Source organism: Phytohabitans houttuyneae (genome assembly GCF_011764425.1).
Classification (GTDB): Bacteria; Actinomycetota; Actinomycetes; order Mycobacteriales; family Micromonosporaceae; genus Phytohabitans; species Phytohabitans houttuyneae.
The window spans coordinates 419863-440101 of sequence record NZ_BLPF01000002.1; the positions used below are offsets into that span (position 1 = coordinate 419863).

General features: G+C 74.3%; 21 protein-coding genes. 16 read left to right on the forward strand and 5 right to left on the reverse strand.

Annotated elements, in window-relative coordinates; translation table 11 throughout:
* Nucleotides 1-334: 334 nt before the first annotated feature.
* Nucleotides 335-685 (reverse strand): WXG100 family type VII secretion target, encoded by a 351-nt coding sequence (locus Phou_RS25425; protein ID WP_173059751.1) that lies wholly within the window; start codon nt 683-685, stop codon nt 335-337.
* Nucleotides 686-796: 111 nt separating this feature from the next.
* On the opposite strand from Phou_RS25425, the gene Phou_RS25430 reads away from it, so the two are divergent.
* Genes Phou_RS25430 through Phou_RS25455 form a run of 6 tightly spaced genes read left to right on the forward strand, consistent with a single transcriptional unit; the run spans nt 797 to nt 5136 of the window.
* Nucleotides 797-1102 carry a WXG100 family type VII secretion target gene (locus tag Phou_RS25430; RefSeq protein WP_173059754.1) on the forward strand — a complete coding sequence of 102 codons (306 nt, stop codon included), beginning with the start codon at nt 797-799 and terminating at the stop codon, nt 1100-1102.
* A gap of 1 nt (nt 1103) precedes the next feature.
* A complete protein-coding gene (locus Phou_RS25435; RefSeq protein WP_173059757.1) occupies nt 1104-1940 on the forward strand; it encodes a hypothetical protein in 837 nt (278 codons plus the stop codon).
* Nucleotides 1927-3153 carry a transglycosylase family protein gene (locus tag Phou_RS25440; RefSeq protein WP_173059760.1) on the forward strand — a complete coding sequence of 409 codons (1227 nt, stop codon included), beginning with the start codon at nt 1927-1929 and terminating at the stop codon, nt 3151-3153. The genes Phou_RS25435 and Phou_RS25440 overlap by 14 nt, the downstream gene beginning before the upstream one ends.
* A gap of 2 nt (nt 3154-3155) precedes the next feature.
* Entirely contained in the window at nt 3156-3470 is a 315-nt protein-coding gene (locus Phou_RS25445) for a hypothetical protein (RefSeq protein WP_173059763.1), read from the forward strand.
* The gene (locus Phou_RS25450) at nt 3467-4423 is read left to right on the forward strand and encodes a hypothetical protein (protein ID WP_173059766.1); all 957 of its coding nucleotides are present in this window, start codon (nt 3467-3469) and stop codon (nt 4421-4423) included. The genes Phou_RS25445 and Phou_RS25450 overlap by 4 nt, the downstream gene beginning before the upstream one ends.
* A complete protein-coding gene (locus Phou_RS25455; protein WP_173059769.1) occupies nt 4420-5136 on the forward strand; it encodes a hypothetical protein in 717 nt (238 codons plus the stop codon). Before Phou_RS25450 ends, Phou_RS25455 begins: the two co-directional genes overlap by 4 nt.
* A 385-nt stretch (nt 5137-5521) precedes the next feature.
* Here Phou_RS25455 and Phou_RS25460 read toward each other — a convergent pair whose 3' ends face one another.
* Complete coding sequence (locus Phou_RS25460) at nt 5522-7576, reverse strand: PASTA domain-containing protein (RefSeq protein ID WP_173059772.1); 2055 nt, start codon at nt 7574-7576, stop codon at nt 5522-5524.
* Entirely contained in the window at nt 7549-8082 is a 534-nt protein-coding gene (locus tag Phou_RS25465; RefSeq protein WP_173059775.1) for a hypothetical protein, read from the reverse strand. Before Phou_RS25465 ends, Phou_RS25460 begins: the two co-directional genes overlap by 28 nt.
* A 103-nt stretch (nt 8083-8185) precedes the next feature.
* Here Phou_RS25465 and Phou_RS25470 point away from each other — a divergent pair, with 103 nt between their 5' ends.
* Complete coding sequence (locus Phou_RS25470; protein ID WP_173059778.1) at nt 8186-8857, forward strand: hypothetical protein; 672 nt, start codon at nt 8186-8188, stop codon at nt 8855-8857.
* Between the two features lie 114 nt (nt 8858-8971).
* Here the strand turns inward: Phou_RS25470 and Phou_RS25475 are convergent, their stop codons facing one another.
* Nucleotides 8972-9241, reverse strand: a complete 270-nt coding sequence (locus Phou_RS25475; protein WP_173059782.1) for a hypothetical protein — start codon at nt 9239-9241, stop codon at nt 8972-8974.
* A gap of 302 nt (nt 9242-9543) precedes the next feature.
* Between Phou_RS25475 and Phou_RS25480 the strand changes: the two genes are divergently transcribed.
* Genes Phou_RS25480 through Phou_RS25495 form a run of 4 tightly spaced genes read left to right on the forward strand, consistent with a single transcriptional unit; the run spans nt 9544 to nt 15362 of the window.
* Nucleotides 9544-11136: a serine/threonine-protein kinase gene (locus Phou_RS25480; protein WP_173059785.1), complete on the forward strand. Its 1593-nt coding sequence runs from the start codon at nt 9544-9546 to the stop codon at nt 11134-11136.
* Nucleotides 11137-11149: 13 nt separating this feature from the next.
* The gene (locus Phou_RS25485; protein ID WP_173059788.1) at nt 11150-12151 is read left to right on the forward strand and encodes an AAA family ATPase; all 1002 of its coding nucleotides are present in this window, start codon (nt 11150-11152) and stop codon (nt 12149-12151) included.
* Nucleotides 12148-13302, forward strand: coding sequence for a DUF58 domain-containing protein (locus Phou_RS25490; RefSeq protein ID WP_218579196.1), 1155 nt, complete (start codon nt 12148-12150; stop codon nt 13300-13302). The genes Phou_RS25485 and Phou_RS25490 overlap by 4 nt, the downstream gene beginning before the upstream one ends.
* Nucleotides 13299-15362, forward strand: coding sequence for a transglutaminase TgpA family protein (locus tag Phou_RS25495; RefSeq protein WP_173059791.1), 2064 nt, complete (start codon nt 13299-13301; stop codon nt 15360-15362). The genes Phou_RS25490 and Phou_RS25495 overlap by 4 nt, the downstream gene beginning before the upstream one ends.
* 12 nt (nt 15363-15374) lie before the next feature.
* On the opposite strand, the gene Phou_RS25500 is transcribed toward Phou_RS25495, so the two are convergent.
* Nucleotides 15375-16346 carry an RNA polymerase subunit sigma-70 gene (locus tag Phou_RS25500; RefSeq protein ID WP_173059794.1) on the reverse strand — a complete coding sequence of 324 codons (972 nt, stop codon included), beginning with the start codon at nt 16344-16346 and terminating at the stop codon, nt 15375-15377.
* 54 nt (nt 16347-16400) lie between these two features.
* Between Phou_RS25500 and Phou_RS25505 the strand changes: the two genes are divergently transcribed.
* The 5 genes from Phou_RS25505 to Phou_RS25525 all read left to right on the forward strand — a co-directional run bounded on the left by Phou_RS25505 (nt 16401) and on the right by Phou_RS25525 (nt 20238).
* A complete protein-coding gene (locus Phou_RS25505) occupies nt 16401-17033 on the forward strand; it encodes a maleylpyruvate isomerase family mycothiol-dependent enzyme (protein WP_173059796.1) in 633 nt (210 codons plus the stop codon).
* Between the two features lie 35 nt (nt 17034-17068).
* Nucleotides 17069-18304, forward strand: a complete 1236-nt coding sequence (locus tag Phou_RS25510) for a lipoprotein (protein ID WP_173059799.1) — start codon at nt 17069-17071, stop codon at nt 18302-18304.
* A 101-nt stretch (nt 18305-18405) separates the two neighbouring features.
* A complete protein-coding gene (locus Phou_RS25515) occupies nt 18406-18564 on the forward strand; it encodes a fascin domain-containing protein (RefSeq protein ID WP_173059802.1) in 159 nt (52 codons plus the stop codon).
* Nucleotides 18565-18592: 28 nt separating this feature from the next.
* Nucleotides 18593-19435 (forward strand): hypothetical protein, encoded by an 843-nt coding sequence (locus tag Phou_RS25520; protein ID WP_173059805.1) that lies wholly within the window; start codon nt 18593-18595, stop codon nt 19433-19435.
* Between the two features lie 95 nt (nt 19436-19530).
* Complete coding sequence (locus tag Phou_RS25525) at nt 19531-20238, forward strand: glycosyltransferase family 2 protein (RefSeq protein WP_173059808.1); 708 nt, start codon at nt 19531-19533, stop codon at nt 20236-20238.
* Nucleotide 20239: the final 1 nt, after the last annotated feature.

The window sequence follows — 20239 nt, forward strand, 5'->3', positions numbered from 1 at the left end:
AGCCGGCCCCCGACCGAGCAGCAGTGAGCCGCCGGCTTCCCGGACGGGCACGCTGGCACCGCCGGAAAGCCCCCGACGACGGCCACCTCGCACGCCACGCCCGCCGGCCACAGGTCCACAGTGGACTCCGGTCCGAGTGAGAGCTGGACGCCGGGCGCCAGCCCCGCGCCGGCCAGCAGCCGGCCCCCGGCAGCGCCTCGCCGGCCAGAAACAGCGACCCCCGAGCGCGCCCCCGAGTGCGCCCGCCGTCGCGCCCTCACCCGCCTCGATCAGCACAGGGCGGGTACGCCCCTGCCGGTCGACGACCGTTACCTCGTACTCCATCGCGCGTGACTCAGTGCGCGAAGTCGATCGCTTCGGTGTCGCGGGCGTGCGCGTGCATCGCCGCTTCGGCGTCCTTGAGCGCCGCCCGCAGCCGCTCCAGCACCGGCGTGAAGTCGGTCATGGCCTGCTGCATGCGCTGCATGTTCGGGCGGAACTCGCCCTCCCACAGGTTGTCGAACGACGTGGCCCGCCTGCCCTTCCAGTCCATGCCCTTCACGCCGGCGGTGAGCGTGGCGATCATTCCTTGCATGCGGTGGATGCTCGAGTTCATGTCGCGGATCAGGGCCGTCGTCTCCACGTCGGCCTGTTGCCCGAACTTGCGCCCCAACTCGTTGGCTTGCGCCGGATCGAGCTGATACATGGGTCATCTCCCTTCGGAACCGGTCACCGGACGCTAGAACGGCGTCCACGTAGGACGCCATCGGAAGGGCTTCCGATGTCGCCGGCCGCCCGATGCGAATACCTTGCGGCCATGGCGGCTCTCACGTCCTGGCAGAAACTCGACGACCTGGCCGGTGTGCTGGAACGGCAGGCCGGCGCGCTCGACGACGTGCTCGCGCGGCTGCGGCGTGAGCACGAGGCCAGCCGCGCCTACTGGCGCGGCGCCGCCGGCGACACATTTCGCAACCACACCGGCCCGGCACATCGCCAGCACCACCTGGAGGTGGCCAGCGCCCGGCTGCGGCGCGCGGCCCGGCTCGCCCGCGCCGCCGCCGAGGAGAACCGGCAGCGCGCCACCGGCCATCCGCCCGTGGTCACGGGTGGGGGAGAGTGCTGAGATGAGCGCCGCGGTGGTGCTCACCGTCGACGAGCTCCGGGCGCTGGGCCGGGTACTGGACCTGGCACTGCCCCGGTTCGTGACCGCCGGCGACCCGCGGGACCTGCGTGTCGACGCGGCCGCGTTGCGCGGGTTGGCGGCCCGCGATCTGGCCGACCTGGCGGACGGGGTGTCGCCGGCTCCCGCGCTGGCGCGGCAGCTCGTGCCCTGCCGGGCCGCGTCGCTGATCGCCGAGGTGGAGGTGGAGGCGGACGGCCGGGCCGCCGACCACGCCGTGGTCGCCGCCGAAGGGCCGGCGGCGCTCTTCACCGATCAGGGCGGCGGCCTGGTACGCCTCCACCTCGCCGGCACGGACCATCACGAGGTGGTGCGCGACCTCTGCCGGCTTCCCGCGCTCGGCGGCCGCGCGGGCGGCGAGGAGTTCACTGTGGACGCCGACGCGCTCGGCGACGCCGAGGACCGGCTCCTGGCCGGCGATCCGGACGGTGCGGTGGCGGCACTCGTCGCCGGCGGCGCGCCGGTGGCCGGGGCACGAGCCTGGGGCGCCGCGGTGCATGGCCGGCGGTACGCGGTCGCGGTGCGAGCCGCCCGCAACCGCGGCAACGGGCCGGCGGGGCCGTTCGAGGCGGCCGAGCTGCGCTGGGTGGTGGCCGGCGACGGTACGGCGTGGCGGGTCGGCGCGGCACCCGCCGACCGGCCCGGGGCGCCCCTGCCCGCCGGCGGCTGGGCGGATGAGGAACCGACACCGCGCGCGCTCGTCGGTCCGGTGCCCGCGGCCGAGCTGGAGGCCGCCCTCCGCGCCGTGACGACCGGGAAGCGGGCCGATGCCGCGCGGTGACCTCGATGCCTTCATGGCGGCCGTGCGGCAGGTCGAGTCCGGCGGTGACTACCGGGCCCGCAACGCCGCGTCCGGCGCCAGCGGCGCGTACCAGTTCATCGACTCGACCTGGGACGGGTACGGCGGCTACCGCCGGGCGATGGACGCGCCGCCGCAGGTGCAGGACCGCCGGGCGGAGCAGCTGATGAGCCAGTACCACCACCGGTACCAGCGCTGGGACCTTGTGGCGGTGGCCTGGCACGGCGGGCCCAGCCTGGCCGACCGCGCGCGCCGCGACCCCGGCGTGCTGCGCGGAGTCGGCGACGGGCAGATCTCCACGGCCGGGTACGTGGCCCGGGTGCTCGCCGCCGCCGGCACCGGCCTGACCCGCCCCGCCAGCCACCGGCAGGAGCTCGCCCCGTGGCGGCTGCCCCGGCGCGGCGCACCTGTCGCGGGCCGTACCGTGGCGATCGACCCGGACCGGCTGCACCGCCTTGCCGAGCAGCTGACCGACCACCTCGGCGTGGTGGAGCACGCGTACCACCGCTGCCGTGGCGTGGCCGGTGACCTCGGCGCCGGCCCGGCCGGGCATCGGGTCCAGGTCGCCGGCGCGCACCTCGAGGCGCGGCTGCGCGCCGCGCTCGCCGACGCGCTGGATGACTGGGACGGGCTGCGCCGCCTGCCGCGCCTGCTGACCCGTGACATCGGGTACGTGGTGGAGGTGCGGCGGCGGGTGTTGCGCGCGGACCGTACCGAGGCGCGCCGCACGGTGGAAGGGCTCATCGGCACGCTGGCCGGCCACGGCCGGGTCGCTCGGCGCCACGCGGCCGGGCTGATGCGCGAGCTGTATCCAGCCGCCCGGCCGGGGCCGGTGTTCGCCGGTGTCGAGGTGCGCGGTCCCTGGGCCGGCACCGAGTCGATCTTCGACCAGTTCGTGACGCCCTTTTTGCGCCGGCGCGGCCTGTCCCCGGGCATGGAGAAGTGGCACAACCCGAACCTGGCCTCGGACCACCGGCCGGAGCACACCGGCGCGTACGCCATCGACTACCCGACCTGGTCCGGCCTTGACGACGCGCGGGCCGTGGCGCGTGCCATGGGCATCCGCGGCTGGCGGCCGGACTCGTACCAGCAGCACGTGATCGAGGTCGACGGGCAGCGCTTCCGGGTGCAGATCCTCTGGGGTGCCCGGATCGACCACGCCGACCATGTCCACGTAGGGATCAAGCGAGCCTGACGATGATAAATCCTTGCTTCGCCGACAAGTACCTGGCGTACGCGGCCGCCGCCCGGATGGCCCAGATGGCCCTGGCCAGGGCGCGGGCCAAGCTCGACGGGCTGCCCGACCTCGGCGCGCGGGCGGCCGCGACGACGTTCACCTCGCCGGCCAGCCTCCGGCTCAAGGCCGACGTGACCGACGTCGGCTCGGGCATCGGCGACGCCCGGGCCAGGCTCGGCGAGCTGATCGCGTACCTGGCCACGGTCGCCGACAAGTACGAGCGGCTCGGCCTGGAGGCGGATGCCGCGCGCAAGAAGCTGGAGGCGGACGGATGACGGTGTACCGGTTCGACCCCGAGGAGATGCGCGGGCTCGCGGCCGACCTGCGCCGCGCGGCCGACGCGGCCGGTGCGGCGAGCCTGGCCCTGATCGCGGTGCCCACGGACGGGCTGCCACCGGAGGCCGCCGGCCTCGTCGCGGCACAGACCCGGGCGCTGTGGCGGCTGCTCGCGCAGGGCCAGTCGTCGCTGACCGGCGGCGCCCGCTACCTGACCGGCATGGCGACGGCGGTCCGGAAGGCCGACGACCCCACGCTGCGCGCCGCCGGGCTCAACCTGCTCACCGTCACCAAGGCCGGCGAGATCGTGCTCAAGGAGATCAGCGACCGGGCGACCGGGCACCGCACCGCGCTGCCCGACCGGGCGCGCCGCTGGGCACGCATCCTCGGCACGGTATCCGGCGAGAAGGCCGTCCTCTCCGCGGTCGGCTGGTCGGAGTGGCGCAAGGCGCTGCGCGACGCGGGCGTGACACCCGGAAGCCCGCTGCGGCGGCAGATCTACGAGACGATCCGGGCGCGGGCGCAGAGCAACATCGACGAGATCCAGCGGTACCGGGGTAACAGTGCGCCGCCCGACGGCGGCAAGGGCAAGCAGTGGGGTCGCCGCGTCTCCGGGCTGGCGCCGGGACCGGCCGGTGACCTGGCCGACCTGGCCGCCTACCTCCACGCCAGCCGCAAGCTGCGGGCGGATGAGCCACAGACGGGCGTGGCGCAGGTCGCGACCGACATCCGGGACTTCGCGGACCTTGTCGCCGCCAGCAACCACCTCGCCGCGGACGCGCTGATCAAGACGCCGTTGACCGCGCCGGCCGCCGTGATCAACGAGGGGATCGGGCTCGGCGCGGACGCCGTCGTGCTCACCCTCGACTCCGTCAACGAGGCGCGCAAGGGCGTCGACCGGGTGATCGACAGCGTGGGCGACGGCTTCAAGTCCCTGGCCCGGCTGCCATGACGCTTCTCGTCACCGCGGACGAGCTCGACGCGCTCGCCCGCCGCCTCGGCGCTTCCCGGTTTCCCGGGGTGACCACGTCGCTGTTCGACACGGTGGGCGCCGAGCACCACCGAGTCCTCACCGACCGGTTGCTCGCCACACTGATCGCGCGCGGCCTCGTCGAGGAACGCGACAGCCGTCTTGTGGCACCCGCCGAGACGGCGGCGCTGCTCGGTCCCACTCTGTGCGGCGGCATCCGGTACGAGATCGAGCGGACCGACCCGGACGCCCGTGCCGTCACCGCGCTCGGTGCCTTCGCCGGCCTTGTCGTGTGGCATCGCGCGGACGGGCTGTACCACCGGTTCGACGCGGTGAGCACCGACGGCGACGTCGCCCGCGCTCTGGTCGACCTGGTGGATCCGGCGCCCGGGCCGGCGGCGGGCCGCCCATTCCGGGCCCGGCACAGCGCGCTGCCGTCCCGGCTCGAGTCGCTGCCGGACGGCTGGCGAGCCACGACGACCATCACCCAGGCCGCCGCCCCGGACGGCGTGACCGCGCTGAGCTGGGTGTCCATTGTCGACTGCGGCGACGGCCAGGTGTGGCTGCTGGAGCCGGACCCGGACTCACCCGACGACGGTCTCGCGGCCGGCGACGATCCGGTGCTGCGGGCAACCCCGGTGGACCCGGCCGCGCTGCTGGCTTACCTCACCGACTGGTGCGGCTCAGCCGGCTGACCGTCGGGTCCGCCGCGGTCAGGGTGGCCCGTCTGGAACCCCGAACTGGACGCGAGCCACCGCGACCGCCCGCGGTGATCCCGACCCATGCCACCCAGCCCTCTGGCCACCCGGCACGGCCGCCGCGCCAGCCCGAACAAACGGGTGCCGGCCCCGGTGCCAGCCCGTCCCCGGTCGCGGTCCGAGCCGAGGCTGGCTGCGGTTGATCAGGGAGTTGATGGGCGCGCCGGCCGGCGTGTCCACGCACGAGGTCCCTGATCAACCCCGGCGACCGTTGGGGTTGAGGTGTGCGACCGCGGAGGGTGAGGCCGCGGGAGCAACGGTCCGGACCACCGCGGACATCGCGGCAGCTCATATCAAACTCTCAAAAGGACCGCGACGGTGGCTACCAGACGCAGCCGAGCTCTTCGCGGTCGTCGGCGGGCGGCGGGCTCTCGGAGCGGACGTGCTGGTAGTAGCGCGGCGAGCCGCCGTTCCAGGTCCGCCACACCCGTGCCTGGCCAGCGGCGGTGCCGCACGTCATCAGCACCGCGTACGCTGCGCCGCGGAAATGGGCGCCGATCGTGGGAGAGCCGGGCGCCAGCCCTGAGTAGAACTCGTTGCGGGGCAGTCCCCGGCACAGGTCGCCGCCGGCGTCGCAGGTGTAGTGATAGATCACGCGGGCGCCGGGGATCTGCGTACCGGGCGGGTAGGCGGCGCCGAGCACCGTCGGGACCGGCGTCCAGGGCGAGTAGTGGATGGTGACCGGGGTGCCCAGTTGGTACGTGCCGGCGGGCGGGTCCTGGGCGAGGACCACACCCGGCGTCGGGTTCAGCACCGGGACCGCGTTGCAGCTGAAGCCGCGCGCGTTGATGTCGTTGCAGGCCGCCTCCCAGCCCTGCCCGCCGTAGCCGGGCACCGTGCACTTGTCGCCGTAGTAGGTCAGCGTGACCCGGCTGCCCACGGCCACGGTCTGCCCGGCCGGCGGGTCCTGGCCGTACACCTCGCCGACCGGGCGGCCCACGGTCTGCGCGCAGGTGCCCTCCACCGGCACGCATTCGAGCCCTTCGGCCTGGATGGCGCCGCAGGCGGCGGAGATGTTGGCGCCGACGACGGTGCCCGGCGTGCTCTCGCCCTTGTAGTACCGCAGCGTGACCGTCGTGCCCATCTTGGCGACCGTGCCGGCGGCCGGCTCCTGCGACTGGACCTGCCCAGCCTGCTTGCCGGCCGTGACCGGACCGCCGAGGACCGCCTGGCACCTCATCTTGTACAGCTCTTCAAGGCGCGTGCAGGCAGCTCCGAACGCCTGGTCGGCGACGTTCGGCAGGGCGATCGAGTCGGGGTACGTGACGGTGACGAGGCTGTTTCGGCTGATCTCGGTCTGCGCCTGGGGTGCCTGGGCGGACACGACGCCGAGCTGCTCGGGCGCGATGGCCACCTCCGCGGACACCACCTGCTCGCACCTGAGCCGTGCGGCGGTGACCTGGCGGCAGGCCTCCCGGTACGGCAGGCCGGTCACCTCGGGCGTCCGAAGTGGACCGGCGTACCGGACCACGACCCGGCTGCCCACCGGCACCCGGCGCCCGGCCGCGGGGCTGGTCCCGAGCACGTCACCGGGGTCCACGCCGGGCTCGTCGTCGCCGGCGGAGACCGCGCGGCAGCGCAGGCCCAGCTCGGTGATGGTCGCGCACGCCTGCTCGTGCGGGGTGCCGCGCGCGAACGACGGCACGGTCACCAGGCGGCCGTCCGGACCCTTCGGCGGGCCCTGCGGCGACGGGGGCCGCTGCGTCGGCGGGTCCTTCGGGTCGGTGGGGGAGCCGCCGCCGGGCGGGCCGGTCTGCCCCTCGGTGTCGGTCAGCTCCGCGCCGGTGCCCTTGTCGGCGTACCGCTCGTGACCGTTCGCGTCCACCACGAGCACGCTGCGGTCGTACTGGTTGTTTGCCCAGACCCGGCCGCCGCTCACCGACAGCTCGAACGGCCCCGGCTGGCCCGGCACGTCCAGCGGCCGGCTCGCGGCGGTGGCCCGACCGAGGTCGATCTTCCACAGGCTGGGGCCGGCGTAGTCGGGAACGTAGGCGAAGCTGCCGAGGGTCACGGGCGCGGCCAGGTCGCCGCGGGACTTGAGCTTCAGCTGGACGGTGAAGCCGCGACCGGTGCGCGGGTCGAGCGCCGCCACGGTACCGCTGGCCCGGTCGACCGCGAGCACGTGCCGGCCGGCGCCGCGCCACGCGCCGAGCACCACCGCGGTACCCGCGATGCCGAGCTTGCCCACCGCGCGGGGTGTCTCACCGTCGATCATGTACGCCGTGCCGTCGGCGGTCACCGCGATCGGGTGCGAGTCGGAGACGGTCAGCCCGAGCAGCGGCGCGCCGAGGCGGAACCGGCGCACCTCCCGCCCGGACACGACCTCGACGACCTCGTCCTTTTCGGTGGTCAGCCAGACCGAGTCGGCGCAGGGCACGACCGCCTTGATGCCGTCCGGAACGCTGACCGGCGGGGCGGGCTCTGGCCCGGCTTGGTGATCTTTTCGACCGTGTCCCGCTCCTGGTCGACCAGGTACCCGTCGGACTCGGTCGGCACCGGCTCGATCCGCCCCTTGGAGGTCGGGCGCTGCTCCGCCGGCGCGTCCGGGGCGAGCGTGGCGGCGTCCAGGTAGGACACGGTCCCGGTGTCCTTGTTGACGATCGCCAGCCGGCCGTCCGGCATCCGCACCGGCTGCAGCGTCTCCTTGCCGGTGGCCAGCTGCATGGCGACCTCGGCGTCCGACTTGCCCGTCTCACCGTTGACGTGGGCGACGGTGTGCCCCTTGCCGAGAAAGGCGGAGCCGTCGCCGAGCAGCGGCCGGCTCGCGGTGTATCCGATCCCGGCGGCCGCGGTGAGGATGCCGGCGAGTGTGGCGACCGTGAGCAGTGCGGCGCCGGCCCGGCCCGCGGGACGCTTCGGGGCGCGCAACCACGTCAACCTCACTGGGGATCCCTTCGGCCGGTTTGCCCGCGTGCGGGGACAGGCTACAAAGTGAGAGCGATCCGTTGAATGGGTAGGGGTTCCCAGAACTGTCGAGGAGCGCACCATGAGCGACGCTGACCTGCGGGTTGTCGCGGGCGATAGCAATTACGACGTACGGCCGGGAGAATCATTCACATTCGGTCGGGCGGAAAGCTGCACCCTGCGGATCGCGCCGGACGATTCTTCGGTTTCCCGGCTGGCCGGCGAGATCGAGCGCGACGGTTCGGTCTGGTTTCTGGCCAACCGCAGTGGGAGCCGGCCGCTCGCCGTCGTCGACCGCTTCGGCCTGCGCAGCGTGCTGGCGCCGGGCAGCCGGGCGGCGATCGAGGGCCGGGTCCGCGTGGTCCTTGACGGCGCCCGCAGCCACGAGCTGGTGCTGCACGGTCCGGAGCCGGCGGCCCAGCCGGACGTCGCCGCGGTGACCGGCCAGCCCACGTCGGCCGGCGAAGGAGTGCTGGTCAACGAGCAGGACCGGCTGGCGCTCGTCGCGCTGTTCGCCGGCTACCTGCAGGAGGGCGACCGCTACGACCCCAACCCCAAGTCGTACGCCGCGGCCGCCGCCCGGCTCGGCTGGCCGCGCACCACGCTGGTCAAGCGGATCGAGTACCTCCGCTCCCGGCTGGTCCGGGCCGGCGTGCCGAACATGCAGGGCTGGAATGCGTTGAGCGCGCTGGCCGAATACGCGCTGACGACCGGACTGATCACCAAAGAGGATCTTCGCCTGATCCACCGGTGAGCCGCTGGGAAACTGTTCCCATTTCGCCTCGCCCCGCACCGGCCTAATGTCGCGTACCTATGGATCCCAGCCGCTGCGGTACGGTGGTGCGCGATCAGCACCCCTCCCCCTTGATCACTCGGCGGACGCCGACCGCAACGAGGTAACCACCCTGGTCATGTCGCTGCCCGAAATCCCAGGCGTGCGCTTGTCGCAACCCCTTTCCGGCTCTCCCATAGCGGCCGCGCCGGTGCGCCGTACCCCGACGGCCCGAGCCTGCGGCTGCTGCTGGTCACCGCCGAGCTCGATCCCGTCTCGGCCCGCCGCGTCCGCGCCGAGTGCGGCCAGCTGGAGGCCATCCTGACCGGGATCGACCCGGCGCTCGTGCTGCCCATCGTCGACCACGGGGCGGACGCGGCCGGCCGCCCCTACGTCCTGCTGCCCGACCCCGGCCCCGCGCTGGCCGGACCGCTTCCGCTGGCCGAGGTGGTCGCCGCGGCGCAGGCGGCCGCGGAGGGCCTGGCGGCACTCGCCGACCGGGGCGTGGTCGGACCGCCACGCGGCCTGCTGCGCACCGGGCCGCAGGCCGTCGCGCTGGACACCCCGTTGCCGCCCTCGCTGGCCGAGCTGGAGGCGTCGCTGGGCACCGGCACCGGCCTGGAGCCGCCGGAGGTGCTCGGGGGCAGGAGTGGACGCCGGCCGGCCAGGTGTACGCCTGCGCTTGTCTACTGTGGACCCTCCTGGACGGGCGGCCGCCGTTCCGCGGCGGGTCCGGCACGCTGTCCCGCCTGCTGGCGGCCAGCCCGCCGCAGATGCGCCAGCCGGTGCCGGGCGCCGTCGTCGACCTGCTGCGCACCGCCCTTGCCATCGACCCGTCCGACCGGCCCGCCACGCCGGCCGCGCTCGCCCGGGCCCTCCGCGCGGCGGCCGAGCCACCGGCCGAGCCCGGCCCAGCGGCGCCGGAGGGGCGCGAACTGGCCCGGCAGTACGTGCTGGAGACCCGCATCGGCTCCGGCGCCAGCGGGGAGGTATGGGCCGCCCGGCGGATCGCCGACGGCGAGCGGGTCGCGATCAAGGTGCTGCGCGAGCGGCTGATCGAGGACGAGCAGGCGGTGGCCCGCTTCTTCCGCGAGTACCGGGTGCTGCTGCGGGTCCGCCACGAGCACCTCGTGCGGGTACATCAGCTCGTGGAGGAGGCTGGCCAGCTCGCGATCGTCATGGACCTTGTGGACGGCGAAGACCTGCTCCGCCTGGCCCGGCGCGGTCCGATCGCGGTGACCGACGCGGCCGGGCTGCTGTCGCAGACGGCCAGTGGGCTCGCGGCGGTACACGCCGCCGGGGTGGTGCACCGCGACGTCAAGCCGGCCAACGTGCTGGTGACCGAGCGGGACGGGCGGCCGATCGCGCTGCTGTCCGACTTCGGCATCGCCCGCGCGGTCGAGGGCGCGGCACACACCCAGCCGATCGGCACGCCCGCCTACCTGGCCCCGGAGCTTGTCGCCGGCCGGCCGCCCACGCCCGCCGCCGACATCTACGCGCTCGGCATCACCGCGTACGAGCTGCTGGCCGGCCGGCCACCGTTCCAGGCGGACGACGTCGACGCGCTCGTCCGCGCGCACCTCGACGGCGAGCCGGCCCGCCCGGACGGCCTCGACGATCCGGTGTGGGACCTGCTGGCTGCCTGCCTGCGCAAGGTGCCCGAGCAGCGCCCGTCCGCCACGGACGTCGCCGCCGGGTGGGGCGCGCTCGCCCGCTCCGGCGCCGCCGGGCACACCGCGCCGCCGGCCGCCCGGTCGCCGTTTCTGCCCGCGCCGGCGGATGCGCCGGCGACGCTCACGTCGGCACGGCGACTGAAGGACCGGCCGCGGCAGCCGCCCCCGCGCCGCTCCCGGCGCCGCCTGATCCTGGCCGGTGTCGCGGCCGCGGTGGTCGGCCTCGGCGGCGGAGTCCTGCTCGCCCTGCGCGCCGCACCGGACGGCAAGCCGCCCCCGCCACCGGCCGCCCAGCAGTACCCGGTGGCATCCACCGCCACGGTCGACACGACGACCGGGGTCGCCACGGTCTCCTGGACCGGCAGGGCGGCCGCGCTGCCCGGCTTCGACTACTACCTCGTTCTGGACGTGAGCGGCGAAGGCATCCGTCCACTGTCGACAGAGCTGGCCGCCGACGCGACGTCGTACCAGGTGAAGGGGTTGCGGCCCGGCCGGCGGTCCTGCTACCTCGTCATCGCGGTGGGCGTCACGGCCTCGCCGCCGAGCGACGTACCGCCGTTCCCGTGCGTGACCCTACCCAGCAAGTGAGGACAACAGGCGCATGACCGTATATCCCCCTCCGCCGCAGGAAATCCGGGTGCCCACCACCGTCACCGGCCCGCGCGCGGTCGCCGACGCGGTGACCGCCAACGTCGAGCAGGTGCTGCGCGGCAAGACGGAGGCGATCCGGCTGGCGCTGTCGTGCCTGCTCGCCGGCGGCCACCTGCTGATCGAGGACCTGCCGGGCACCGGCAAGACGTCGCTGGCCAAGGCGCTGGCGGCGAGCATCGGCGGCACGTCGCACCGCATCCAGTTCACGCCCGACCTGCTGCCGACCGACATCACCGGTGTGTCCGTGTGGGATCCCGAGCGCCGCGCGTTCGACTTCCGGCCCGGTCCGGTCTTCGCCAACGTGGTCGTGGCCGACGAGATCAACCGCGCCTCGCCGAAGACGCAGTCGGCGCTGCTGGAGGTGATGGAGGAGGACCAGGTCACGATCGACGGCGTCGCGCACCGGGTGCCGTCGCCGTTCCTCGTGGTGGCCACGCAGAACCCGATCGACCTGGAGGGCACGTACCGGCTGCCCGAGGCGCAGCTGGACCGGTTTCTCATGCGCATCTCGCTGGGCCACCCCGACCCGGCGGTCGAGGAGGAGATCCTGACCGGGCGGTCCCGCGCGGCCGTCCCGGTGCTGCGCCCGGTCACCTCGCCGGAGCAGATCGACCAGGTCCGGCGGACCGTCGCCACCATACACACGGCGCCGGAGATCGCCCGCTACATCGCTCTGATCGCCGACGGTACCCGCCACCACGACGCGCTGCGGCTCGGCGCGAGCACGCGCGGCAGCCTCGCGCTGCTGCGGGCCGCGCAGGCGCACGCGGTCTGCGCGGGGCGGCACTTCGTGGTGCCCGACGACGTCAAAGCCACCGCGGCGGCCGTGCTCACCCACCGGCTGGTGGTGGCCGCGCAGGCCGAGGTCCGTGGCGTGACGCCGGCCGCCGTCCTCGCCGAGGTGCTCGACTCGGTCGCCGTACCGACGCCGGTCGTGGCGGGCCGGACGTGAGGCGGCTGACGGTCACGGGTACGGGCATCGCCGTCGCCGCCGGCGCGCTGGCGTCATACGCGTTGGGCCTCGCGCTCGGGTACCGCGTGCTCGTGGCCTTGGCCGTCGGCGGGCTGGCCATGCTCGTGGTCGCGACGCTGGCGGTGGCGCTGCGGCCGTCCGTCACCCTCGCCCGCGCGGTGCACCCCGACCGCGTGACCGTCGGCGAACCCGCCGAAGGCCGCCTCGACCTGCGCAACACCTCGCGCTGGCCGGCGCCCGGCTTCACCGCCGTCGACCTGGTCGGCGGCGTCGAGGTCCCGCTCGCCGTGCGGGCACTGGCCGGCCGCGGCCGCCGCACCATCCACTTTCCGGTGTGGGCCGCCCGCCGGGGCCGGCTGCGGCTCGGGCCGCTGACCGTGGAACGGCGCGACCCGCTCGGCCTGTTCGCCTGGCGGCAGCGGCAGACCGCCGACGGCGTGCTCTGGGTGCATCCGCGGGTGCACGAGATGCGGCCGCTGCCGGTCGGCGTGGTGCTCGACTACGAGGGGCGCAACTTCGACAACGCGCGGCTGGGCACGGTCACCTTCTCCTCGCTGCGCGAGTACGTGCCCGGCGACGACCCCCGCCAGATCCACTGGCGCTCCACGGCTCGCACCGGGGTGCTGACCGTCCGGGAGCACGTCGACACGACCGAGCCCACCACCACCGTCGTACTCGACACGCATCCGTCCAATCTGGACGCCGACGCCTTCGAGCACGCCGTCGAGTTCGCCGCGTCCGTGGTGCGGGCGGTGGAGCGGATCGGTCGCCCGGTGGCGTTGCACATTCTCGGCGAGCGAGCGGCCGACGTCGCCGCGTCCGGCGCCACCGGCCCGCTGGACCGGCTGGCGCTGGCCGAGCGCACCGAGTCCGCCTCGCTTGTCGACGCGCTGGACCGGATACCCGCCGGTGGGGCGCTCGTTGCCGTCACGGGTGCGTTGCCGCCGGCCGCCATGACCCGCCTGGCCGAGCAGCGCCGCCGCTTCGCGCCGGTCGTGGTGACCGTGCTGGACCCGGCCACCGAGACGGGCGGCATCCGGCGCCGGCCGGGCATGGCCATGCTGAGCGCCCGCTCGGGTGTCGAGGCCACCGCCGCCTGGCACCGCATGATCAACGGAGACGTGGGATGAGCTTCCTGCGAGTGGCCGTCGCGGTCGCGCTCGGCGTGCTCGCCGGTTCGGCGTTCGGGCCGGCCTTCGGCGGCATGACCGGCGACTTCCTCCTCGTGCTCGGTGGCACGTGCGCCGCGGCCGGGTTCGTCGCACTGGCCGCGGCGGCGTTCCCGCGCCTGCCGTCCGCACTGGTGGCCGTGGCCGGCGCCGTCGCGGTGGTGCTCACCGCGATGATCCTCACCGGCACCCGCGCCGGCGTGCTCGACGGACCGTGGCAGCTGCTCACCGGCGCGGTACCCGCCGAGCCGGCCGGCCCACCCCTCGCAGCCGCCGCGGTCGTGGCAGGCTGGTTGACGCTCGCCGCGGGCCTGCTCGCCGCGTACGCCACCCGTCCGCTCACCGCCGCCGCTCCGCCGCTCGCCGGACTGCTGCTCGCGCTGGCCTTGGGCGCCTCCGGGCCGCCGCTGCCCGGCTGGTACCCGCTGCCGCTGGTCGCCCTGTTGGTGGCCCTGCTGATCGCCGCGCGCCCCGCGCCACCGCCGCTGGCCGCGCTGGCCGGCGGAGCGCTCACCGCGGCCGTCGCGGTCGTCGCCGCCGCACTGATCGGCCCGGCGGCACCGAGCCTCGGCCGCCCGCCGGCCGACCCCCGCGACCTGATCGCCGGCCCGATCCAGCCACGCACCGGGGTGAGCCCGCTGCAGCAGTACCTCGCCCTGCGCAACGGCACGCAGGCGCTCCGCCTGACCGGCACCACCTCCCGCCCCGGCAGCCTGCTGCGGATGGCCACGCTGACCCGCTTCGACGGCGTCTACTGGACCGTCGACGGCGACTTCCGCCGAGCCGGCACGACCCTGCCCGCCGGTGGCCCGGCATCCGAGCGGCGGCTCACGGTGACGCAGCGGGTGCGGGTCGAGGCCGGCGAGCTCGACTGGCTGGTGACCGCGGGCCGCCCGACCGGGCTGTCGGTGCCGGGGCTCGGCGTCGACGAGGCCACCGGCGACGTCGCGGTGCCCGCCGACACGGCACCGCCGGACGGGTACACCGCGACCTCCGTCGTGACCGAGGCCAGCTTCGACGAGGTCCTCGCGGCCGACCCGGCAGCCGCACCCGGGACGATGCCCGCGCCGCCAGCGCAGCTGCGCAGCTTCCTCGACACCGCGGTCGCCGGCTGGCCGGCCGGGTCGGACCAGCTGCTCGCGCTCTACCGGCACTTCCGGACGGAGGGCGGCTTCCGGTACGACCAGTCCGCGGAAGCCGCCGGCGGCCACGGCTACTTCCGGATCCAGCGCCTGCTGACCGACAAGCGCGGCACGAGCGAGCAGTACGCCAGCGCGTACGCCACGATGGCCCGGCAGCTCGGCTTCGACGCGCGGGTGGTGATGGGGCTGCGGGCGCGGTACGACGGGGAAGCGTTCGTGGCCGAGGGCAAGGACGTCGACGCGTGGGTCGAGGTGCGTTTCAACGGCCTCGGCTGGATCAGCATCGACCCGAGCCCTCGCGAGAACCCGATCGGCACCCGGCCCGACGCGCCACCGGCGGCGTCCCGCAGCACCCCGCTGGACGACCCGCTGCGCGACGCCGACCAGACACCCCCGCCGGCCGCCGCCGAGCCCGCGGTCGAAGACGGCGAGGAGGCCGCCGCCGGTGCCGACCAGACCGCCGCCGGGCCGGCCACGCCGCTGGTGGTCGCCCTTGGCGCCGGCATCCTGGTACTGCTGCTCGCGGCACCGCCGGCGGCGAAGGCGATCCGCCGCGTGCGCCGCCGCCGCGCCCGCTCCGACCGGCAGGCCGTCCTCGGCGCCTGGCGCGAGACGCTGGACCGGCTGCAGGAGGCGGGGGTACACGTCGGGCCGGCGCGGACCACCGGTGAGGTCGCGCTGGCGGGCGGCGCGGCGGGCGCGCTGCCGGCTCTGGCGGCGGCCGTGGACCGGGCGGCCTACGCCCCGGAGGAGCCCGACCCCGGGCTGCGCGACCAGGCGTGGGTGGCCGCGGCGCACGTGCGTGCCCAGGTGCGTGCCGGGATGCCGTGGCTCCGTCGCTTGTGGGCGGTGCTCGACCCGCGGCCGCTGCTGCGCTGAACGGGGCAGCCGCTACAGCGCCGGCGGAAGGCCGAACGCCTCGAAGTGCTCCGCGCCCAGAAACGAGACGATGTCCGAGATCAGGTCGCCGTCGAGGGTGAGCACGGTGATCGACCAGGCGCCGTGTTCGGCGCCGGCGTGCGGGCCGACGTAGAACGCGACCGCCGGCTGGCCGTTGGCGCTCACCGGCCGGTACCGCCAGCTGGGGCAGAGGGTCATCGGCACGGCGACGGCGAAGCCGGCCACGGCGGCCCGTCCCCGGTACCAGTGCCGCAGCGGCGGCATCGACCAGGTGACGTCCTCGGTCAGCAGGGCGACGAGGCCGTCGACGTCGCCGTGCCGCAGCGCGCCGGCGAACTCGGTCGCGATCCGCCGCAGGCGTGCGTCGTCAAGCGTGCGGGCGGCGGCTTGCCGGCTCGGCTCGGGCGCCTTCTCCGCCAACACCCGGCGGGCGCGGGCCAGTGCGGAGTTCACCGACGTCGTGGAGGTCTCCATCATCGCGGCGATCTCGCTCACCGTGAAGCCGACGACGTCGAAGAGCACCAGCGCGGCCCGCTGGTTGCCGGGCAGGTGCTGCAGCGCCGCGACGAATGCCAGCTCCACCGCCTCCCGCCGCTCGTACGTGGCGTAGGGGCCGAGCCAGGCGACCTCGGTGACCGGCTCGTTGCCCTCGACGACCGGGTGGGCGCTGGCCGGGCCGAGGTCGACCGGCAGCGCCCGCCGGCCACGCCGCGCGGCGAGGTCCAGGCTGGTGCGGGTGGCCACCGTGTAGAGCCACGACCGCAGGCTGCTGCGCCCCTCGAACCCGGTCAGCCCGCGCCAGGCCCGCAGCAGCGCGTCCTGGAGCGCGTCGTCGGCGTCGTGGCTGGAGGCGAGGATGCGGTAGCAGTGGGCGTGCAGCTCACCACGCAGCGGAGCGACGAGCCGGGTGAACGCCGCGTCGTCCCCGGCCCGGGCCCGGACCAGATCAGAATCCTCGTTCACGAGCGACGATTGTGCCCCATCGCCGCGGTCACCATTCGCATGACAACCGATCGCATGACAACCGACGACATCTGGCCGCTCGTCCACGCCGAGCGCGCCGCACTCGCCGACGATCTCGCGCGGCTGGCCGAGCCGGACTGGGCGACGCCCTCCCTCTGCTCCGCCCTCACCGTCCGCGAGGTGCTGGCCCACCTGACCGCCGCGGCGAGCCTCACGCCGTTGCGCTGGCTCGCCGGCGTGATCCGCTGCCGCTTCGACTTCGACCGGCAGGTCGCGATGCGGCTCGCCGAACACCTCGGCACGACCGGCGCCGAGACGCTGGAGAGGTTTCGGGCCGTGGTCGAGAGCACCACCAAGCCGCCGATACCGGTCGTGGCGATGCTGGGCGAGACGGTGGTACACGGCGAGGACATCCGCCGGCCGCTCGGCATCCGCCAGGCCTACCCGACGCCGACGCTGACCCGCCTCGCCGAGTACTACCGCGGCTCCGACATGATGGTGCTGGCCAAGGGCCGGATCGGCGGCCTGCGCCTGGAAGCGACCGACGGCCCGTTCCGCACCGGCGAGGGCCCGCTCGTCACCGGGCCGACGCTGGCGCTGGTCATGGCGATGACCGGCCGGGGCGCCCACCTCGACGACCTCACCGGCGAGGGACTGGCCACCCTCCGCGAACGCTGTCAGCGCTGATCGACGGGTGGCGCCGCCCTGCCACCATCGGCGCCATGCGCAAGATTGTCGTGGCGTTGGTCGGCGTCCTGGTCGTGTCGGGGTGCACCGGTGGCGATCCCGGCCCGAGCGCCTCGACATCACCCCCGGGACCGTCCCCGAGCACCGGGAGCGGGTCGCCCGAAGCCGCCGTCACCGGCGCACCGGCACCGGCCTGGCGCCTTGCCGCGCTGCCGGAGCTGGCCGGGCCGACGAGCGTGCTGTGGGACGTCGCGTCGGTCGACGCCACGCACGCGTGGGCCGTCGGCAGCGAGGCGTACTCGCCCGATCGGCCGGACGACACCGGCACCCCGCTGGTCCTGCAGCGGGACGGGACACGCTGGACCCGCGCGGCGCTGCCGCCGATCGCGTGGCGGGGTCGCTTCGACCTTGTCGCGGCCGACTCGCCCTCGAACGTCTGGGTTGTCGGCAGCACCGCCGCTCCCCGTCCCGAGGACCAGGTGACGCACGTCCTGCACTACGACGGGACGGCCTGGCGCGAGGTGCCGTTTCCGCGGGGCAAGGGCGAGAGCTACGTGCTGATCACCGGGCTCACCGTCGTGAGTGGACACCCGTGGGTGGTGGGCAACCGCCAGAGCGACGTGATCGTCGAGCAGTGGGACGGCCGCTCGTGGCGGTCGCACCGCTCGCCCGCCGAATGCCGCACCGGCGGCGCGTCCTTCGGTGGCATGCCGAACTTCTGCACCTTCGCCGCGATCAAAGCCTTTGCCCCGAACGACGTCTGGGCCGCCGGCAACGGCGCGTGGAAGGGCTTCAAGGGCCCGCTGCTCTTCCACTGGAACGGCGCGGACTGGCGCACCGTCAAGGTAGGCCTCAACGAACGGGACTCGATGTTCCGAGCCCTCGCCGGCCGCTCGTCCGGCGAGCTGTGGGCGGTCGGCGACGGCGGGCTGGCCGTGCGCGGCGGCAGCGGTTCCTTCGAGGTGCTCCGCGACGCGCCGGAGGGCGAGCTGCCCGACCTGGCGACGGACCCGGCCGGACTGCCGTGGCTGATCGCCAACTCCCAGGCCTCGAGCGCGGCGCTCGCCGCGTACAGCGCGGGCGCGTGGGTCGGCACGCCCGCGCCGCAGCCGCCGGACGCGGCCGGCATGAGCCTGCACGGGATCGCGGGCACCCCGGGCAGCCCGCTGATGTTCGCGGTGGGCGCGGCCGATCTGCCCACCACGCCGCGCTACCTCAAGGCGGTCGTGCTCGAGTACGCGCCGGACCCCTCGACCAGTTCGCGGGTATGACGGGGAAGAGCCGTTCGGATAGTGCCGCCGAGCCTCGGACATGTTTGGATCGATGCGACCTGGCTCAAGGCCGGTCTCTTTTCGTGTACGGGGGCCCTGGGATGCGCACGCCTTTTCGTGCCGGTATCACTGTGCTGGCGCTGACTTGTGGTTCCCTGCTGGGCGTGGTGGGCTACGTCTGTGCCGAAAGCGCCGGCGCCAAGCCGCTGATCGCCAATCGCGGGGCCATCGGCCCCTGGGAAAAGTTCGTTCTCGGCTGAGCGGCGGTCCACAGTGATCAGTGAAACCATGCCCACCCTTGCCGAGCGGCCGGCTCGCCCGCGGCGGCCGGCGTCGGTGACAGTCGCCTTCTGGCTCCAGGTCGCGGCGGTCCTGGCGCTGCTCGTCATGGTGGGGTTGACCGTGGCGTACGCGGTGTACTTCGACGGGCAGATCTCCCGCGTCGCCGAAATGGTCCCGGATGCCGACCCGGACGAGGTGAGCGCCGAGCGGACCGGCAACGTCGTCACCTCGGTGGTCACCGGCGCCCTGATCCTGGTCGTGGCGGTGTGCCTGGCGGCAACCGCGGTGCCCATGTTTCGGGGCAGCAACGTGGCACGCATCATGGTCTTCGTCGCGGCCGGCGCCCACATCCTGCTGTGTGCCGCACCGTGCATAGGCGGCGCGGCGGTCGCCCCGATCTTCCTGGCGTCCGCCCCCGAGGAGCCGTACCTCGGCGAGGAGCCGTGGGAGGAGTCGCGGTTCCTCGAAACGCTCTACTCCGAGAGCTTGCCGTTCGAGGACGGCTATTTCCTCGGCATGGCCGCCGGCACCGGCCTCGAGTTGATGCTCGTCATCGCGGTCGTGGTACTCCTGGTTGTCCCGCCGGCCAACCGCTATTTCGTCCCTCGCCCGCCAGCGCCGGCCTGGGCCGGTGGTTACGTCCTGCCGGCGGGGACGCTCGTGCCGGCACAGGCGTACCCGCCACCGGCGCCGTGGCCAGCCGGGCCGCCGTGGCCTCGGGCGCCGGCCGGTCCGCATCCCGGGCTCACCTACGTCATCTGCCCGGACCCGTCCGCGCACCTGCCACCCCCACCGCGCGACCCCTCACCCATCGATGAGAAGCAGCCCGCTCCCGACAGTGAAGCCTGAGCGCGCGGGCCGCTTTCATCGATGTCCCGTCCGTGGTCGAGAATCGACGTGTTCCGGCGCGGTCCTGGGAACGTGAACATGTATCAGGGGTTTGCATGAAGCTGTCGATCTTGATGCCCGTCTGCAACGAGGCGAAGACGATCGAGGTCGCTGTCAAGCGGGTGCTCGGCGTCGCCTACCCGGTTGACTTCGAGCTGGTGATCGTCGATGACGGCAGCGGCGACGGTACCGCGGACGTGCTGGCCGCCATCGCCGACGCCCGGGTTCGGGTGATCTCCCATGACCGCAACCGCGGCAAGGGAGCCGCGATCCGCACCGCCGCCGAGGCGGCGTCCGGCGACTACATGATCATCTGTGATGCCGACCTGGAGTACGCGCCGGAGGAGATCCCGGGCCTGCTGGCTCCGGTGATCGCGGGCGAGGCGGAGATCGTCTACGGCACCCGCACGTTCGGCAGCCACTCCTCGTTCTCGTTCTGGTACGTCATGGGCAACAAGTTCGTGACGACCTTCGCCAACGTGATGTTCAACTCCTACATCAGCGATCTGGAGACCTGCTTCAAGCTGATGCCGCTGGAGCTCTACCGCCGGCTCGACATCAGGTCCGCCGGCTTCGGCATGGAGGCCGAGGCGACGGGCAAGCTGCTGCGGATGGGCCACCGGCCGTACGAGGTCCCCGTCTCGTACCACGCCCGCGGGCGGGAGCAAGGCAAGAAGATCACCGCCTGGGACGGCATCGAAGCTTTGTGGATCATCACTCGCACGCGGATGGCCCGGCGCCGAATCGCCGCCGTGGCGAAGTGAC

Excerpts from the sequence above, each read along its gene's own strand:
- Phou_RS25425 (WP_173059751.1), bottom strand. The coding sequence starts at position 685 with ATGTATCAGCTCGATCCGGCGCAAGCCAACGAGTTGGGGCGCAAGTTC.
- Phou_RS25430 (WP_173059754.1), top strand. The coding sequence starts at position 797 with ATGGCGGCTCTCACGTCCTGGCAGAAACTCGACGACCTGGCCGGTGTG.
- Phou_RS25435 (WP_173059757.1), top strand. The coding sequence starts at position 1,104 with ATGAGCGCCGCGGTGGTGCTCACCGTCGACGAGCTCCGGGCGCTGGGC.
- Phou_RS25440 (WP_173059760.1), top strand. The coding sequence starts at position 1,927 with ATGCCGCGCGGTGACCTCGATGCCTTCATGGCGGCCGTGCGGCAGGTC.
- Phou_RS25445 (WP_173059763.1), top strand. The coding sequence starts at position 3,156 with ATGATAAATCCTTGCTTCGCCGACAAGTACCTGGCGTACGCGGCCGCC.
- Phou_RS25450 (WP_173059766.1), top strand. The coding sequence starts at position 3,467 with ATGACGGTGTACCGGTTCGACCCCGAGGAGATGCGCGGGCTCGCGGCC.
- Phou_RS25455 (WP_173059769.1), top strand. The coding sequence starts at position 4,420 with ATGACGCTTCTCGTCACCGCGGACGAGCTCGACGCGCTCGCCCGCCGC.
- Phou_RS25470 (WP_173059778.1), top strand. The coding sequence starts at position 8,186 with ATGAGCGACGCTGACCTGCGGGTTGTCGCGGGCGATAGCAATTACGAC.
- Phou_RS25485 (WP_173059788.1), top strand. The coding sequence starts at position 11,150 with ATGACCGTATATCCCCCTCCGCCGCAGGAAATCCGGGTGCCCACCACC.
- Phou_RS25495 (WP_173059791.1), top strand. The coding sequence starts at position 13,299 with ATGAGCTTCCTGCGAGTGGCCGTCGCGGTCGCGCTCGGCGTGCTCGCC.
- Phou_RS25505 (WP_173059796.1), top strand. The coding sequence starts at position 16,401 with ATGACAACCGACGACATCTGGCCGCTCGTCCACGCCGAGCGCGCCGCA.
- Phou_RS25510 (WP_173059799.1), top strand. The coding sequence starts at position 17,069 with ATGCGCAAGATTGTCGTGGCGTTGGTCGGCGTCCTGGTCGTGTCGGGG.
- Phou_RS25515 (WP_173059802.1), top strand. The coding sequence starts at position 18,406 with ATGCGCACGCCTTTTCGTGCCGGTATCACTGTGCTGGCGCTGACTTGT.
- Phou_RS25520 (WP_173059805.1), top strand. The coding sequence starts at position 18,593 with ATGCCCACCCTTGCCGAGCGGCCGGCTCGCCCGCGGCGGCCGGCGTCG.
- Phou_RS25525 (WP_173059808.1), top strand. The coding sequence starts at position 19,531 with ATGAAGCTGTCGATCTTGATGCCCGTCTGCAACGAGGCGAAGACGATC.